Genomic DNA, 16,467 nt, shown 5'->3' with positions numbered 1-16,467 from the left:
GTCGAGCGCGTGTTGGTACTGAGCCGCAAGGTCGGCGAGCAGATCGTCATCGGCGAGGACATCGTCCTCACCGTCGTCGATGTGCGCGGCGACACGGTCCGGCTGGGCATTGCCGCCCCGCGCCACGTGACCGTCAACCGCGCCGAGGTGCTCCGCGCCGTCGAGGAGGCCAACCGCGACGCGGCCCGCGCCGACGACGCCGACCTCGACGCGCTGCGGGCGCTGCGTCCGCCCACGTCCGAGGACTGAGCGCCAGGCGGACCCAACCGCTCAACACCAGGCACGTCCTGCCGAAGGTGAGGAGTGTGCGCAGGAAGCGCACGAAGCGCTGCGTGGCACCGGCGGGGATCGTCAGGACGTGCGCTGGTCGGACTCGTTCCGGGCCAGGTCGGTGAGGTCGCCGACGTCACCCTGACGGGTCCTCGGGGACGCCAGGCCGCCCGGACGCAAGGACACCCGCATGGTCGCGTTGGCTCCAGAACACCCGAGCACTCCTCACTGGCACGCCCCCGGGAACGGTTCGGTGCCCGCACCGATGCCGCGGCGGCGCCGCCGCTTCGCCGACACGCCCATCGGCCTCAAGTTCGCCCTGCTCGTCGGGGTGGTCGTCCTCTCCCTCGGCGGGCTCCTCGCCGCGACGGTCGTCGGCAACGGCAGCGTCGAGCGCGCCGCCGCCCGGGTGGCCCTCGAGGAACGCCTCCAGGAGAGCGTGCTGCTGCTGGACACCCGTGCCAGCGAGCTCAAGGTCAGCGCCTACATGGTGCTGGTCCGCGACACCCCCGAGGAGCAGGTCGTTGCCCTCGAGGAGGACACCGCCACGGTCGAGGCCCTCCTCGGTCAGCTGACCGCGCTGCCGCTCGAGGGAGCCCGTGCGGCGGAGGTGGCGGACCTGGAGACCACCTTCCGCGAGTACCTCGTGACGACGGCGGCATTCATCGACGACGCCATCGCCGACCCGGAGGGCACGGCATCGCGCTGGGAGGAGGTCCAGGAGGCCAACGCCCTGACCGACGACGCCGTCGCGGCCGTGGCTGACGGGGCCGCGGCCGCCACCGCCGACGCGGGAGAGGACCTCTCTGACGCGATGGCGACGTCGGAGTCCGTCAGTCTCGTGGTCGCCCTCGTGGGTCTGGCCCTCGTCCTGGGGATCAGCCGGCTCACCCAGCGCTCGGTGACCCGTCCCGTGAGCCGGATGCGCACGGCGCTCCAGGCGATGGCGGCCGGGAACCTCACCGTGCGCGCGGAGATCGACAGCGCCGACGAGGTCGGGCAGATGGCGCAGGCGCTGGACACGGCGCAGACCAACCTCCGCGCACTCGTCGGTGAGGTCTCCGGGACCGCGCAGGCGGTGGCTGCCGCCGCGGAGGAGCTGTCGGCGGGCGGGAGTCAGCTCGGCTCGACCTCGGAGGACACCTCGACGCAGGCGAGCGTGGCCGCGGCCGCGGCCGAGCAGGTGTCGAGCAACGTGCAGACGGTCGCGGCGGGGGCCGAGCAGATGGGAGCCTCCATCCGGGAGATCGCGCAGAGCTCCAACGACGCGGCCCGCGTCGCCAACCAGGCGACCGAGGTGGCGGCGGCCACGAACGCGACGGTGGCCAAGCTGGGAGTGAGCTCCCGGGAGATCGGCGACGTCGTCAAGGTCATCACCTCCATCGCCGAGCAGACCAACCTGCTGGCGCTCAACGCCACGATCGAGGCCGCGCGCGCCGGCGAGGCCGGCAAGGGCTTCGCGGTGGTGGCCGGGGAGGTCAAGGACCTCGCTCAGGAGACGGCCAGGGCCACCGAGGACATCGCCCGGCGGGTGGCGGCGATCCAGGTCGACACCGCCGGCGCGGTGGACGCGATCGAGGACATCTCGCGCATCGTCGGACAGATCAACGACTACCAGCTCACCATCGCCTCGGCGGTGGAGGAGCAGACGGCGACGACCAACGAGATGGCGCGCAGCGTGACCGAGGCCGCGACGGGCTCCGGGGAGATCGCGACGAGCATCACGGGGGTGGCCACCGCCGCGGTGACGACGACCGAGGTCCTCGGCCAGCTCAACGGAGCGGCCGACGAGCTCGCCCGGATGTCAGCCGACCTGCAGGCCCGCGTCGCGCAGTTCACGCACTGAGCCGGAGACGTTCCTCGGGACGGACGTCTCACAACGGCGGCGCCCCTGCCGACGGGTGGGGTGTGCGCAGGATGCGCACGGCCGTCCCGCGTCACCGCGACTGCCCGGCGCCGTGGGCCGAGCCCACGGACCGCCGGTGCCCCTGCAGGACGGCCACGGACCCACAAGGAAGACCGATGTCCACAGAATCCCTCGCCCCCGCCACGAGCCGCAGCTCCCTCCGGGACGCCTCCGTCCGCGTGAAGATCGCTGCTGCCGTGGGCGTCGTCGCCCTCGTCGCCCTCGTCATCGGGGTTCTCGGTATCGCCCAGGTGCGCAACCTGGCCACGGCACAGACCGAGATGTACGAGCAGCGGGTGGAGCCGCTCAACCACCTGTCCGACGCTCGAGCGACCTTCCAGGGCACGCGGGTGCGGGTCAACGCGCTCCCTCTGCGGGATGACAACGAGCTGGAGGCCCAGCTCGTCGAGATCGCCGAGCGTGAGGCGGAGGCCATCGGGTCCCTGGAGGCCTACGGTCACTTCTTCGAGGACCGGGGTGACCTCGACGCCATGATCGCCGGGGTGCAGGCATTCCACGACGAGGTCGGCGGACCGTGGGCCGACGTCGTGCGGACGGGTGATCCCGCCGCCATGAACGCGTACTACAACGAGACGCTCGAGGTCGTCGGAGCGGACACGGCGAACCTGATGGCCGCCGCGGCCGACGACCAGGTCGAGCGCGCCGCCGCGGACCAGAGGGCCGCAGACGCGCGCGCGGCGACCACCCAGACGCTCCTCGTCGTCGTCCTCCTTGTCGGGCTGGCCCTCGGCATCGCCGTCGCCCTCGGCGTCATCCGCCAGATCATGCGGACCGTCGAGACGGTCCGCGCCGCGGTCGAGGCGCTCGGCAACGGCGACCTCACCGCCGAGCCCCAGGTGCGCACCCGCGACGAGCTCGGCCAGATGGCCGAGCACCTCGCCCGCTCGATGCGCCAGCTGCGCGGCACCGTCGGCGCGGTCAACGAGGCCGCCGTGACCATCGCCTCCGGCGCCGAGGAGCTGGCGGCGTCGACCACGCAGGTGGTCGCCGCGTCCGAGGAGACCTCTGCCCAGTCCGGCGTCGTCGCCTCCGCTGCCGAGCAGGTCAGCCAGAACGTCCACACCGTGGCGGCCGGTGCGGAGCAGATGGGCGCCTCGATCCGCGAGATCGCCCAGAGCTCCAGCGAGGCGGCCGCCGTAGCCGCACGAGCCACCACGCAGGCCGCCGTGACGAACGAGACGGTGCAGAAGCTCGGCGCCTCGTCGATCGAGATCGGCAACGTCGTCAAGGTCATCACGACCATCGCCGAGCAGACCAACCTCCTCGCCCTCAACGCGACCATCGAGGCCGCCCGCGCCGGGGAGGCCGGCAAGGGCTTCGCCGTCGTCGCCAGCGAGGTCAAGGACCTCGCCCAGGAGACCGCCAAGGCCACCGACGACATCGCCCGCCGCATCGAGGCGATCCAGCACGACACCGAGGGAGCCGTTGGCGCCATCGGCGAGATCACCGAGATCATCGGACAGATCAACGACTACCAGATGACGATCGCCTCGGCCGTCGAGGAGCAGACCGCGACGACCAACGAGATGTCGCGCAGCGTGACCGAGGCCGCGACCGGGTCGACCGAGATCGCCGGCAACATCACCGGCATCGCCTCCGCCGCGGCGGACAACAGCGCCACGATGACGCAGATGAGCAGCGCGGTCACCGAGCTCGCGACCATCTCCGAGGGGTTGCGCGCCCAGGTGTCCCAGTTCCGCGTCTAAGCCACGCTCCGCCACGGGCGGGTCCGCCACCGGCGGGCCCGCCCGTGGCGCGTTCACGCCGACGTCTCACAATCGCGGCGCGGCCACCGATGGGTAAGGAGTGCGCAGGAAGCGCACGCACGACCGACACGGATGCATGGAGGTCCGCCGGTGGATGGCATGGATGAGATCGTCCACGAGTTCCTCGTCGAGAGCTACGAGAACCTCGACCAGCTCGACCAGGACCTCGTCGCGCTCGAGAGCGCCCCGACCTCGCGTGAGCTGCTGAGCAGCATCTTCCGCACGGTCCACACGATCAAGGGGACGAGCGGGTTCCTCGGCTACGGGAACCTCGAGAGGGTCTCCCACACGGGTGAGAGCCTGCTCGCCGAGCTCCGCGACGGTGCCCGCCGGATGGACCAGGCGACCACCGACGTGCTCCTCGCGCTCGTCGACACCCTGCGCGCGATCCTCGGCTCGATCGAGGACGGCCGCGGCGACGACCACGACGTCGAGCCCACGATCGCGCGGATCGTCGCCGTCCAGGAGGGCCTGACCCCGCCGGAGCCGGCCGCCCCCGCCGAGGCCGAGCCGGTCGCCGACGACGCACCCGCCGAGCCGGCAGCCCCCGCGCCCGCGCCCGCCGCGGAGCCGGCACGGAAGGTCATCGGCAAGCGACGCGCCGCCGAGGCGCCCGCGCCCGCCCCCGTCGCCCCCACCCCCGCCGCGCCGGCCGCCGAGCAGGCGGAGTCCCAGCCCGAGCCCGAGCACCACCGGAACGCCGCCGAGAGCTCCATCCGGGTGGACGTCGAGCTCCTCGACAGCCTCATGCGCCAGGTCGGTGAGCTCGTCCTCGTCCGCAACCAGTTCGACCGCCTCTCCGACCGCGGGGAGGACGCCGAGCTCGCCCGCTCCGCCCAGCGCCTCAGCCTCATCGCCACCGAGCTGCAGGAGGGCGTCATGAAGACGCGCATGCAGCCCATCGAGCACGTGTGGAACAAGATGCCCCGCGTCGTGCGGGACCTCGCCGCCATGCTCGGCCGCAAGGTCTCCCTGTCCATGCTGGGCGGCGAGACCGAGCTCGACCGCTCGCTCCTCGAGGCCGTCAAGGACCCGCTCACCCACCTCGTGCGCAACGCCGTCGACCACGGCATCGAGGCCCCCGCCGAGCGTGTGGCGGCCGGCAAGCCCGAGCAGGGCCAGGTCACGCTGCGCGCCTACCACGCGGGCGGGCAGGTCATCGTCGAGATCGCCGACGACGGCCACGGGATCGACCCCGACGCCGTCGCGGCCAGCGCCGTCCGGAAGGGGGTGCGCACCGAGGAGCAGGTGCGGGCGATGAGCCCGCAGGAGATCTACGAGCTGCTCTTCCTGCCCGGCTTCTCCACCGCCAAGGCCGTGACGAACGTGTCCGGCCGCGGCGTCGGCATGGACGTCGTGCGCACGAAGATCGAGGCGATCGGCGGCTCCGTCGACGTCGACTCCCAGCCGGGAGCCGGCACCACCTGGCGCCTGCGCATCCCGCTCACCCTGGCGATCATGCCGGCGCTCACCGTCACCTGCGGTCCCCGCACCTTCGCCATCGCCCAGACGAACCTCCTCGAGCTCGTGGCCGTCGAGTCCAGCCAGCTCGAGTACGTCGGCACCGCGCCCGTCTACCGGCTGCGTGGTGCGCTCCTGCCCCTCCTCTCCCTCGCCGAGGTCCTCGGCATGGAGCCGGAGGAGCAGTCGTCGCACACCATCGCCGTCCTCCAGGCCGACGAGCAGCGCTTCGGCCTCCTCGTCGACCGGGTGCTCAACAACGAGGAGATCGTCGTCAAGGCGCTGTCCTCGCGGATCAAGCAGATCGGCCTCTACTCGGGCGCGACGGTGCTGGGTGACGGCGACATCGCGCTCATCCTCGACGTCCAGGCCATCGCCCGCCGCGCCCTCATCGGGGAGCTCGGCCAGCTCGTCCGCGCCAGCCGTGCGCCCGAGGTGCGCGCGAGCGGCACCGAGCAGCAGCTGCTCGTCGTCGCCATCGGCGAGGGACGGCGCGTGGCCATCCCGCTCGCCGACGTCACCCGCCTCGAGCGGATGCCCGCCGACCGCCTCGAGCGCGTCGGCAGCCGCGAGGTCGTCCAGTACCGCGGCGACCTGCTGCCCGTCGCCCGCCTCGACCGGGTGCTGGGCGCGATGAGCTACGAGCAGCCCGAGGAGCTCCTCGTCATCGTGCTCACCTCCGGCGGCGTCACCGTCGCCGTCGTCGTCGGCGAGATCGTCGACATCGTCACCGACGACCCCGCCAGCCGCAGCGGGCTCGAGGACACCGGGCTCACCGGCTCGACCGTCATCAAGGACCGCGTGACCGAGCTCCTCGACGTCAGCGACCTGCTCCACGCCGTGGGCATCGCCCCCTTCGACACCTCCGCTCTCGACGAGGACCTGGTGAGGATCTGATGAGCACCCAGTACGTGACCTTCACCCTCGGGGACAACCTCTACGGGATCGGCGTCGGCCAGGTGCAGGAGGTCCTGCCCTACCGCGCCACCGCCAGCGTCCCGCTCGCGCCCGCGGAGGTCGCCGGCCTCGTCAACCTCCGCGGCCAGGTCGTCCTCGCCCTGGACCTGCGCACCCGCCTGGGCCTCGCGTCCCGCGGGACGAGCGAGCCGATGATGGTCGTCGTCAAGCTCGGCGGCGAGCCCGTCTCGCTGCTCGTCGACGCGATCGGCGACGTCGCCGAGGTCGACGACGCCCAGTTCGAGGCCCCGCCCCAGACCCTCACGCCCGAGCTCCGCGAGGTCATCCGCGGTGCCTACAAGCTCGACGGCCGCCTCCTGCTCGCCCTCGACGTCGACGCCGTCACCGCGGCCTGACACTCAACCCCCTTCTCCAGGAGAACCCCATGGCCGTCCTCGCCCCCGAGCGGACGCGTCCGGCACCGGCTCCGTCGCCGGCCCCCGCCCCGCGTCCCACCCCGCCCGCCCCCACCCGCACGTTCCGCATCGGCGACGTCTCGCTGCGCAAGAAGATCGTCGGCAGCTCCCTCGGAGCGGCCGCGCTCGTCCTCGGCATGTCCGGTGTCGCGGTCTGGGGCACGCTCAGCGCCTCCGACTTCGCGGCCGCCACCCTCGAGCACGACGTGCGCTCCGAGCAGGTCATCGGGCAGATGCGCGTGGCCTTCTCCCAGGCGCAGTACCTCGGGACCGCCAGCCTCGTCGCTCCCAGCCCGCAGCTCGCCGAGCAGGTGCTCGAGGAGCGCAGCGCGAACCTCGCCGAGCTCACGGATCTCGCCGGGGAGTACCGGACCGAGCTCGCCCCCGACGCCGAGGCGGTGGCTCTCGTGGCCGACGTCGAGGCCGCGGTCGAGGACTACCTCGCCGCGGCGTCCGCCACGGGCGAGCTGATGACCAGCGGCGCAGGCGCCGCCACGGAGGTCGGCGAGCTCGTCGCCGAGATGGACGCCCAGGCCGCGCTCATCTCCGAGGGCCTCACCGCCGTCGCCGAGATCCACGAGGAGACGGCCGCTGCCGGCCTCGAGCAGATGGAGGCCACGGCGACGACGGCGATCGTCTCCGCCGTCCTGTGGTCGGTCGTCGGGGCGGTCGTCATGATCGTCGGCGGCGTCCTCATCGGCCGCCGCGTCTCCCGCAACGCGCTCGGGCTCGTCCGGACGACGACGGCGATGGCGGCCGGGGACCTCACGACCGCGACCGACATCACCGACCGGGACGAGCTGGGCCAGGTCGCCCAGGCGCTCGACGCGGCGCAGCTCAAGCTGCGTGAGCTCGTCTCCGAGGCGTCCGGCACCGCGCAGGCCGTCGCCGCCGCCGCGGAGCAGCTCTCGGCCAGCGGGGGCTCCCTGCGGGCCGCGACCGAGGGGACCTCCGCGCAGGCCGGCGTCGTCGCCGCCGCGGCCGAGCAGGTCTCCAGCAACGTCCGGACCGTCGCCGCCGGCGCGGACGAGATGGGTGCCTCCATCCGGGAGATCGCGCAGAACGCCGCCGAGGCCGCCCAGGTGGCCGCCGAGGCCACCGACGTCGCGGGGACGACCAACGAGACGGTCGCCAAGCTCGGCACGTCCTCCCGCGAGATCGGTGAGGTCGTCAAGGTCATCACGACCATCGCCGAGCAGACCAACCTCCTCGCGCTCAACGCGACCATCGAGGCCGCGCGGGCCGGGGAGGCCGGCAAGGGTTTCGCCGTCGTCGCCGGGGAGGTCAAGGAGCTCGCGCAGGAGACCGCGCGCGCCACCGAGGACATCGCCCGCCGCGTGGACACCATCCAGGTCGACACGGCCGGGGCGGTCGACGCGATCGCCGAGATCTCCCGGATCATCGGCGCGATCAACGACTACCAGCTGACGATCGCCTCCGCGGTCGAGGAGCAGAACGCCACGACCGACGAGATGTCGCGCAGCATCACCGAGGCCGCCACCGGCTCCGGGGAGATCGCCGGCAACATCACCGCCGTCGCCGCCTCCAGCGCCGCCGCCAACGACACCCTCGTCCAGCTGACGGCCGCGGCCCAGGAGCTCGCGGGCATGTCCGCCAGCCTCCAGAACCGCCTCGCGCAGTTCCGCTTCTGATCGGAGCTCCCATGTCCTCCACCCCCACGTCCCAGCCGCCCGCGCGCCTGCGCCGGACCGGCGTCGGCACCCGGCTCTACGTCGCCTTCGGCGTCGTCGCGCTGTTCGTCCTCATCGCCGCCGGCATCGGCTACGGCGCCGTCTCGCAGCAGCGCGAGCAGTCCGCGGAGCTCGCACGCGCCGAGACGATCGCCCAGCTCGCCGAGGAGGCGCGCTTCCAGATCGCCGACGCGACCGGCTGGCAGGGCCTCTACCTCAGCGACGTGGCGGTCCTCGGCACCGAGGTCGGCCTCGCCCCCGACTCCTTCAACATGGCGGGCATGGCGGACTCACGGCGCGCCGTGGAGGCCTGGCTCGACGAGCTCGACACCGTGGACCTGCGTCCCGCGGAGGAGGAGATCTTCGGCGGGCTGCGCCCGGCGTGGGAGGACTTCTACACCTGGGACGCCCAGGTGGTCGAGTGGCTCGCCCTCGACACGCAGGAGGGCCGTGAGACGGCGCTCGAGTCGATCAACGACGGGGACGCCGGGGCGGCGTACTTCACCGTACTGACGATCGCCGACGAGGCGCAGGCGCTCGCCGAGGAACAGGTCGCCGCGGCCGAGGCCGCCCAGGCCGACAGCCAGGCGACCGCGATCACCCGGCTCGTCATCACCGGCCTCCTCGGCCTCCTCCTCGCCGCGCTCTTCGCCGGGCGCACCACCCGCCTCCTGCTGGGCCGGATCGCCCGGCTGCGGCACGTCGCCGAGCGGCTGCGCGCGGGGGACCTCACCGTGCGCAGCGAGCTCACCCGCACCGACGAGCTCGGCGACGTCGGCGCCGCGCTCGACGAGGGCGTGGCGGCCGTCCGCGACCTCGTGAGCGCGGTGGGGGACTCCGCGGACCGGGTCTCCGGGTCCACCGGGGAGCTGGAGGCGCGCACGCAGCGGGTGGCCGGTGAGGTCGCCCAGACCTCCACCCAGAGCGCGGCCGCCGCGGCGGCCGCCGAGCAGGTCTCCGCCAGCGTGCAGACCGTCGCCGCGGGAGCCGAGCAGATGGGCGCCTCCATCCGGGAGATCGCGCGCACGGCGGGGGAGGCGGCCTCGGTCGCGTCCCGCGCCAGCGCCGTCGCGCAGTCGACGAACCGCACCGTGGGCAAGCTCGGCACCTCCTCCCAGGAGATCGGTGACGTCATCAAGGTCATCACCTCCATCGCCGAGCAGACCAACCTCCTCGCCCTCAACGCGACCATCGAGGCCGCCCGTGCCGGGGAGGCCGGCAAGGGCTTCGCCGTCGTCGCCGGGGAGGTCAAGGAGCTCGCGCAGGAGACCGCGCGCGCCACCGAGGACATCGCCCGCCGGATCGAGACGATCCAGGGCGACGCGGGCGCCGCCGTCGGCGAGATCGACGAGATCGCCCGCATCGTCGGGTCCATCAACGACCTCCAGCTCACCATCGCCTCGGCGGTGGAGGAGCAGACGGCGACGACGAACGAGATGAGCCGCGGGCTTTCCGAGGCCGCCACCGGCTCCGGGGAGATCGCGCAGAACGTCACCGTCCTCGCCTCGGCCGCCGAGTCCCTCGACTCCGTCCTCGGCGGGATGAGCACCGAGGTCGGCGACCTCGCCGGCATGTCGACCGAGCTGCGCGACCGCGTCGCCAGATTCGCCTACTGAGCACCGGCTGTGCCCACACCCACCTGCGTCCCCGCCCCGGTGACGCGCCCGATGACCGAGAGGGGGAACCCCGCATGAGCGTGCGAGTCCTCGTCGTCGACGACTCCGTCGTCATCCGCCGCCTCGTCACGCAGGCGCTGGCCGCCGACCCCACGATCGAGGTCGTCGGCGTCGCCGCCAACGGGCGCCTGGCCCTCGGCAAGGTCGAGCAGCTCGCCCCCGACCTCGTCACCATGGACATCGAGATGCCCGAGCTCGACGGCATCTCCACCGTGCGGGCGCTGCGGGCCGCCGGCCACCGGATGCCGATCATCATGTTCTCCACGCTCACCGAGCGCGGGGCCGCCGCCACCCTGGAGGCCCTGTCGGCCGGTGCGACCGACTACGTCGCCAAGCCCTCCGGTGCGGGCGGCCTGCAGGAGGGCCTGCGGCGGGTGGCCGAGGAGCTGGTCCCCAAGATCCACGCCCTCGTCCCCGGCCGCCGCCGCACCGAGCAGCCCGCGGCGGTCCGGGCCGCGACGACGCCGACGGCGGCACCCACCCCCACCGGCCGCGGACCCGTCCGCCTGCGGGCCCTCACGCCGCGGACCACGCCGGTGCGCGCCGTCGTCCTCGGGTCCTCCACCGGCGGCCCCGCCGCCCTCGCCGGGCTCGTCGGTGGCCTCACCGAGGCACCGCCCGTCCCGGTGGCCATCGTCCAGCACATGCCCGCCGTCTTCACGCGCCAGCTCGCCGACCGGCTCGACCGGATCGGGCCCGCGACGGTCGTCGAGGCGACCGACGGCGAGGCGCTGCTGCCCGGGCACGTCTACATCGCCCCCGGCGGGCGCCACCTCCTCGTGGCCGGCGACCGGGGTGGCCTGCGGGCGCGCCTCACCGACACCGCACCAGTCAACTACAGCCGCCCCTCCGTGGACGTGCTGTTCCGTTCCGCCGTCACCGCGCTGGGCGGGGAGCTGCTCGCCGTCGTCCTCACCGGGATGGGTGCCGACGGCGCGGCCGGGTCCGGCCAGGTCGCCGACGCCGGTGGCACCGTCCTCGTCCAGGACGAGGCGACGTCCGTGGTGTGGGGGATGCCCGGGGCGACTGCCGCCGCCGGGCACGCCCACGCCGTCCTTCCACTACCGGAGATCGCCAGCGCAATGACACGAGCCATGGGGGAGGCACGACGATGAGCGTGTCAGCAGAGACGTTCGGGTACGTCGCGGACCTGGTGCGCACCCACAGCGCCATCCAGCTCGCACCCGGCAAGGAGTACCTCGTCGAGAGCCGGCTGCTGCCGCTCGCGCGCGAGAAGGGCCTCACCGGGCCCGCGGCGGTGGACAGCTACGTGCGCGACGTGCGCCGCAGCCCCGACCGCGGCGAGCTCACGCGCGTTGTCGAGGCCCTCACCACCAACGAGACCTCGTGGTTCCGGGACACCTCGCCGTTCGCGGCGCTGCGACAGCACATCGCCCCGGCGGCCCGCGCGCAGAACCCGGGCACGCTGCGGGTCTGGTCGGCGGCCTGCTCCACCGGCCAGGAGCCCTACAGCATCGCGATGACGCTGCTCGAGACCGGTGAGCGCCGCTTCTCGGTGCTCGCGACCGACCTGTCGACCGCCGTCCTCGCCCAGGCGCAGGCCGGGCAGTACAGCCAGCTCGAGATGAACCGCGGCCTGCCCGCCGCGATGCTCGTGCGCTACTTCGAGCGGGCCGGCGCCGGCTGGGGGGTCAAGGACGAGCTGCGCCGCGCCGTCACCTTCGCGCAGCACAACCTCCTCCAGCCGCCCCCGGCCGGCGGCCCCTTCGACGTCGTCTTCCTCCGCAACGTCCTCATCTACTTCGACGCCGCGACCAAGCGGGACATCCTCTCCCGCACCCGCCGGGCCATGCGGCCGGGCGCTTTCCTCGTGCTCGGTGCCGCCGAGTCCATGGTGGGCATCGACGATGCGTGGGAGCGCGTCCCGACCGCTCAAGGTTCCGTCTACCGAGTGCCAGGAGGCATCTCATGAGAGCTCTCGTCATCGACGACTCGCGCGCGATGCGCCGGATCGTCTCCCGCCTGCTGCAGGACCTCGGGTACACCACCGACGAGGCGGGAGACGGCGCGGAGGCGCTGGCACTCCTCGAGGCGGACAGCGGCTACGACCTCGCCTGCGTGGACTGGAACATGCCCGTCATGGACGGCCTCACCTTCGTCTACGCCGTCCGCCAGCGCCGGGACTGGCGCGGGATCACGCTCATGATGGTGACGACCGAGTCCGAGCACGGCCAGATCGTGCGCGCGCTCGCGGCCGGCGCCCACGAGTACCTCATCAAGCCGTTCACGCCGGACGCCCTCAAGGGCAAGCTCGAGATGCTCGGGCTGCTGCCCGTCGAGGAGATCGCATGACCGCCACGATGGCCGAGCACGTCGTCACGATCGCGCAGGACATGTTCACCGCGATGATCGACGGCGAGCCGGGACTGCTCACCGACCGGGCGGACGACGTCGTCGTCCTCGCCGACCCCGTCCGCGCCTGGGTGGAGATCCAGGGCGAGCCCTCCGTGTGGACGGTCGTGACCACCGGCCGCGACACCGCCGACCGGATCGCCCGCGCCCTGCTCGCCATGGGCCCCACCGAGCCCGTCGCCGTCGAGGACCTGCGCGACGCCCTCGGCGAGATCGCCAACGTCATCGGCGGCAACCTCAAGGGCCTCATGACGGGGAGCAACGCGCTGAGTCTGCCCGTCGTCACCCTCGACGACACCCAGCCGGACGGGGACCTCGTGTGGGAGCGCGCGCTCCAGTGGCACGAGGCGCCCCTCGTCATCTCCGTCTGGGAACCCGACACCACCACCGACGCAAAGGAGGACACGCAGTGAGTCTGCGAGTCATCGTCGCCGACGACAGCAAGGTCATGCGGCAGATCGTCATCCGCACGCTCCGGCAGGCCGGGTACGGCGACTGGGAGGTGACCGAGGCGACCAACGGCGCCGAGGCGCTCGAGCTCGCCCTCGCCCAGCAGCCGGACCTCGTGCTGTCGGACTGGAACATGCCCGAGATGACGGGCATCGAGCTGCTCCGCGGGCTCAACGCCTCCGGCAGCGAGGTCCCGCTCGGCTTCGTCACCTCCGAGGGGTCCCCGCAGATGCGCGAGCTGGCCGAGAGCGAGGGCGCGCTGTTCCTCATCGCCAAGCCCTTCACGCCGGACGCGTTCCGCTCGACCATCGACCCCCTCCTCGCATGAGCGCCACGACCCCGCTCCCGCCGCTCAAGGAGCTGCGCGACCTCTTCACCATGCTCGTGGGACGCGACTGCGAGATCGCCGTCGCCGAGGAGTCCGTCACCCCGGCCACCGAGCCGGGCGTCGTCGTCGGTGTGTACGTCACCGAGTTCCTCCGCGGCGAGGCGCTCGTGGCCGTCGACACCCACCTCGCGGCGGCCCTGGGCGGGGCGATCGCGCTCATCCCGCCGCGCGCCGCCCAGGCGTCCCTCGGCCCGCTGCAGGAGACGCTGCTCGAGAACGTCACCGAGGTCCTCAACGTGACCTCGGCGCTCTTCAACGTCGGCAACGCCCCGCACCTGCGCCTGGAGTCGGTCCACGACTCCGGCGCCGGGCCGCTCCCCGCCGACGTCGCCACCTGGCTGCGCAGCTACGGCCCCCGGCTCGACACGACCGTCGAGGTGCAGGGCTACGGCAGCGGCCTGCTGTCGGTGGTGCTGCGGTAGCCGCTCGGCGCTAGGCGGTCTCGACGGTGACCGGCTCCGGGTACTTCGCCCGGCGCAGGTCACCGGAGGACTGCCGGCGCAGGCGGCGCTGCACCCACGGCAGGGCGTAGGCCCGTGCCCACCGGGCGTTGCCCCGCCAACGGTCGGCGCGCGCCTCCGGCGGCAGGGGAGCGAGCGGGTCGTCCCAGGCCTCGAGGTCCGGGACGAGGCCGAGCCCCACGAGGGCGGCCTGCGCCACCCGCTCGTGTCCCGCCGTCGACAGGTGGATGCGGTCCTCGGCCCACATCCGCCAGTCCTGGATCGCGCGCATCCCCCACAGGTCGAGGACGTGCGCACCGTGCCGGTGGGCGATCGACCACAGGCCGGTGTTGTAGACGGCCACCTTGGACCGGGTGCGCCGGATGACCGGCGCGCCGGCAGGGTCGGAGCCGGTGACGAGGAGGACGTCGCTGCCCGCCGCCCGCAGCCCGGCGACGGCGTCCTCGAGCGACTGCAGGAGCGCGTCGACGTCCGCGCCCGGGCGCAGGATGTCGTTGCCGCCGCCGGTCACGGACACGAGGTCCGGGCGCAGGTCGCGCGCGGTGGGCAGCTGCTCGCTGAGGATCTGCCCGAGCAGCCGGCCCCGGACGGCGAGGTTGGCGTACTCCAGCGGCGCCTGCCCGGCCGCGATCCGGCGCCGCGAGAGCGCCCCCGCGAGGAGGTCGGCCCAGCCGCGGTGGCGGGTGGGGTCGGTGGGGTCGGGGTCGACCATGCCCTCGGTGAGGGAGTCCCCGACGGCGACGTAGCGGCCCCACGGAGGGACGGTGGAGGTGCTCACGTCACGATCCTGCCACCGCCGGCGGGTGGGGCGCCCGGGGGCGGCCCGGGCCGGGCGCGCGGTCAGGGCAGCGTCCAGCGGACCGGGCGGCCGCCCTGCTCCGCGAGGAGCGCGTTGGCGCGGGAAAACGGGCGTGAGCCGAAGAAGCCGCGCGAGGCGGAGAGCGGGCTGGGGTGCGCCGAGGCGACGACGGGCACCTCGCCCAGCAGCGGGCGCAGCGTCTGGGCCTGGTTGCCCCACAGGATCGCCACGAGCGGCGTCCCGCGTCCGGCGAGGGCCCGGATCGCGTGCTCGGTCACCTCCTCCCAGCCCTTGCCCCGGTGGGAGGCGGGCTGGCCGGGCTGCACGGTGAGCACCCGGTTGAGGAGGAGCACGCCGTCCTCCGCCCACGGGGAGAGGTCACCGGTGGACGGCGGGTGGGTGCCGAGGTCGTCGACGAGCTCGCGGAAGACGTTGACGAGGCTGCGCGGGATGGGACGGACGTCGGGCTGGACCGAGAAGGACAGGCCCATCGGGTGGCCGGGGGTGGGGTAGGGGTCCTGGCCGACGACGATGACGCGGACGTCCGCGAAGGGTCGGCTGAAGGCGCGGAGCACGTCCGACCCGGCCGGGAGGTAGCCGCGGCCGGCGGCGACCTCGGCGCGCAGGAAGTCGCCCATGGCGTGGACGCGGTCCTCCACGGGCGCCAGCGCCCGGGCCCAGCCGGGGTCGAGGATGTCGGCGAGGGGAGTCACGCGGGCAGCCTAACCGGGAGGGTCGCCCGGTCGGCGGGGGAGTAATGACATCGCTGTCATTCCCCTCTAGCATGGGGTGGTCGCGGCGCCGAACTCGACGCGCCGGGCAGGAGGAGGAGACATGGACACCGCTTACGCGCTGGGTCCGCAGGCCGCGCTCGGTGACACCGAGCGCGAGATCCTCGCCTTCGAGCGTCAGTGGTGGAAGTACGGCGGCGCCAAGGAGACGGCGATCCGCGAGCTCTTCGGCATGAGCGCCACCCGCTACTACCAGGTGCTCAACTCCCTCATCGACACCGAGGCCGCCCTGGCGACCGACCCCATGCTCGTCAAGCGGCTGCGCCGCATGCGCGACGCCCGCCAGCGCGAGCGTTCCGGGCGCCGCCTGACCCCCTCGAGCTGAGCGTCCCGCCGCGGGGCGCGTCCGCGAACGGTTAGCCTGCTCGCGTGAGTCAGTATCCCGAGGACGAGTTCGACGCCGCCGGCCGCGACCGAGGCCCCCAGGGCGTGCACCGCGAGCCGCGGTCCCTCCTGCGTGCCCTCGCCCCCTTCCTCGCCGTCATCGTCATCGTCCCGCTCCTCGCGTGGGGCGCGGTGAGCCTGCTCGCCGGCAACGACGGTGAGCCCGCGGCCGACCCCGCGCCCGTCGAGACCACCGCCGAGCCGAGTGACGAGGCCACCTCCGAGGAGGAGACCTCCTCCGAGGAGCCCACGGCGGAGGAGACCGAGGAGGAGACGACGCCGGAGGAGGAGACGACCGAGCCCGACGACGAGGCCGTCCTCACGACGTCGATCTCCGTGCTCAACGGCGCCGGGATCAACGGGCTCGCCGGGGACGTCGCCGCACAGCTGGGTGAGGCCGGCTTCACCACGGTGGGCGCGGCCGACTACGGCGCCGGCTCCCCGGAGGTGACGACCCTCTACTACCGGAACGCCGACCTGGCCGCGACGGCCGAGGCCATCGGTGAGCTCCTCGGCGTCGACAACCTCGTCGAGGCGCCCTCGGCCACGCAGAACGTCGAGATCGCCCTCGTGCTGCGCGGGGACTTCGCCGGGCGTTGACCTTCGTCCCACCGGACATTGACCGTGAGTAGACTCACACCTAGGGTGGGGGCCGTT

The 16,467-nt window shown here is 73.3% G+C and carries 17 protein-coding genes; 15 read left to right on the top strand and 2 right to left on the bottom strand.

The window, feature by feature from the left end:
• The first annotated feature begins 9 nt into the window (after nucleotides 1-9).
• The 13 genes from csrA (at nucleotide 10) to H9624_RS10170 (ending at nucleotide 13,797) form a co-directional block, all read left to right on the top strand.
• Nucleotides 10-249 carry a carbon storage regulator CsrA gene (gene csrA, locus H9624_RS10235; protein WP_251839797.1) on the top strand — a complete coding sequence of 80 codons (240 nt, stop codon included), beginning with the start codon at nucleotides 10-12 and terminating at the stop codon, nucleotides 247-249.
• A gap of 274 nt (nucleotides 250-523) precedes the next feature.
• Nucleotides 524-2,116, top strand: a complete 1,593-nt coding sequence (locus tag H9624_RS10230) for a methyl-accepting chemotaxis protein (RefSeq protein ID WP_307784953.1) — start codon at nucleotides 524-526, stop codon at nucleotides 2,114-2,116.
• Between the two features lie 176 nt (nucleotides 2,117-2,292).
• Nucleotides 2,293-3,903, top strand: a complete 1,611-nt coding sequence (locus H9624_RS10225; RefSeq protein ID WP_251839796.1) for a methyl-accepting chemotaxis protein — start codon at nucleotides 2,293-2,295, stop codon at nucleotides 3,901-3,903.
• 150 nt (nucleotides 3,904-4,053) lie between these two features.
• A complete protein-coding gene (locus H9624_RS10215) occupies nucleotides 4,054-6,321 on the top strand; it encodes a chemotaxis protein CheA (RefSeq protein WP_504740252.1) in 2,268 nt (755 codons plus the stop codon).
• Nucleotides 6,321-6,737, top strand: a complete 417-nt coding sequence (locus H9624_RS10210) for a chemotaxis protein CheW (RefSeq protein ID WP_251839795.1) — start codon at nucleotides 6,321-6,323, stop codon at nucleotides 6,735-6,737. The genes H9624_RS10215 and H9624_RS10210 overlap by 1 nt, the downstream gene beginning before the upstream one ends.
• A gap of 29 nt (nucleotides 6,738-6,766) precedes the next feature.
• Complete coding sequence (locus tag H9624_RS10205; protein WP_251839794.1) at nucleotides 6,767-8,449, top strand: methyl-accepting chemotaxis protein; 1,683 nt, start codon at nucleotides 6,767-6,769, stop codon at nucleotides 8,447-8,449.
• Nucleotides 8,450-8,460: 11 nt separating this feature from the next.
• Nucleotides 8,461-10,104, top strand: coding sequence for a methyl-accepting chemotaxis protein (locus H9624_RS10200; RefSeq protein WP_251839793.1), 1,644 nt, complete (start codon nucleotides 8,461-8,463; stop codon nucleotides 10,102-10,104).
• A 74-nt stretch (nucleotides 10,105-10,178) separates the two neighbouring features.
• Nucleotides 10,179-11,279, top strand: coding sequence for a protein-glutamate methylesterase/protein-glutamine glutaminase (locus H9624_RS10195; protein WP_251839792.1), 1,101 nt, complete (start codon nucleotides 10,179-10,181; stop codon nucleotides 11,277-11,279).
• Nucleotides 11,276-12,097 carry a CheR family methyltransferase gene (locus H9624_RS10190; RefSeq protein ID WP_251839791.1) on the top strand — a complete coding sequence of 274 codons (822 nt, stop codon included), beginning with the start codon at nucleotides 11,276-11,278 and terminating at the stop codon, nucleotides 12,095-12,097. Before H9624_RS10195 ends, H9624_RS10190 begins: the two co-directional genes overlap by 4 nt.
• Nucleotides 12,094-12,477 (top strand): response regulator, encoded by a 384-nt coding sequence (locus H9624_RS10185; RefSeq protein WP_251839790.1) that lies wholly within the window; start codon nucleotides 12,094-12,096, stop codon nucleotides 12,475-12,477. Before H9624_RS10190 ends, H9624_RS10185 begins: the two co-directional genes overlap by 4 nt.
• Nucleotides 12,474-12,950, top strand: coding sequence for a chemotaxis protein CheX (locus tag H9624_RS10180; RefSeq protein ID WP_251839789.1), 477 nt, complete (start codon nucleotides 12,474-12,476; stop codon nucleotides 12,948-12,950). Before H9624_RS10185 ends, H9624_RS10180 begins: the two co-directional genes overlap by 4 nt.
• Nucleotides 12,951-12,952: 2 nt before the next feature.
• Nucleotides 12,953-13,315 carry a response regulator gene (locus tag H9624_RS10175; RefSeq protein WP_110851675.1) on the top strand — a complete coding sequence of 121 codons (363 nt, stop codon included), beginning with the start codon at nucleotides 12,953-12,955 and terminating at the stop codon, nucleotides 13,313-13,315.
• The gene (locus tag H9624_RS10170; RefSeq protein WP_251839788.1) at nucleotides 13,312-13,797 is read left to right on the top strand and encodes a hypothetical protein; all 486 of its coding nucleotides are present in this window, start codon (nucleotides 13,312-13,314) and stop codon (nucleotides 13,795-13,797) included. Before H9624_RS10175 ends, H9624_RS10170 begins: the two co-directional genes overlap by 4 nt.
• A 10-nt stretch (nucleotides 13,798-13,807) precedes the next feature.
• Here the strand turns inward: H9624_RS10170 and H9624_RS10165 are convergent, their stop codons facing one another.
• Together H9624_RS10165 and H9624_RS10160 are read right to left on the bottom strand one after the other, a co-directional pair.
• Nucleotides 13,808-14,614, bottom strand: a complete 807-nt coding sequence (locus H9624_RS10165) for an SGNH/GDSL hydrolase family protein (RefSeq protein ID WP_251839787.1) — start codon at nucleotides 14,612-14,614, stop codon at nucleotides 13,808-13,810.
• Between the two features lie 62 nt (nucleotides 14,615-14,676).
• Nucleotides 14,677-15,348: a uracil-DNA glycosylase gene (locus tag H9624_RS10160; RefSeq protein ID WP_251839786.1), complete on the bottom strand. Its 672-nt coding sequence runs from the start codon at nucleotides 15,346-15,348 to the stop codon at nucleotides 14,677-14,679.
• A 121-nt stretch (nucleotides 15,349-15,469) separates the two neighbouring features.
• Between H9624_RS10160 and H9624_RS10155 the strand changes: the two genes are divergently transcribed.
• Nucleotides 15,470-15,751 carry a DUF3263 domain-containing protein gene (locus H9624_RS10155; protein WP_251839785.1) on the top strand — a complete coding sequence of 94 codons (282 nt, stop codon included), beginning with the start codon at nucleotides 15,470-15,472 and terminating at the stop codon, nucleotides 15,749-15,751.
• Nucleotides 15,752-15,795: 44 nt separating this feature from the next.
• Nucleotides 15,796-16,410 (top strand): LytR C-terminal domain-containing protein, encoded by a 615-nt coding sequence (locus H9624_RS10150; protein ID WP_251839784.1) that lies wholly within the window; start codon nucleotides 15,796-15,798, stop codon nucleotides 16,408-16,410.
• Nucleotides 16,411-16,467 lie beyond the last annotated feature (57 nt).

The organism is Oceanitalea stevensii (genome assembly GCF_014837105.1).
In the GTDB taxonomy this organism is placed as follows: Bacteria; Actinomycetota; Actinomycetes; order Actinomycetales; family Actinomycetaceae; genus Oceanitalea; species Oceanitalea stevensii.
The sequence above is the reverse complement of the archived record's forward strand: the minus strand, read 5'-3'. Positions and strand labels throughout refer to the sequence as shown.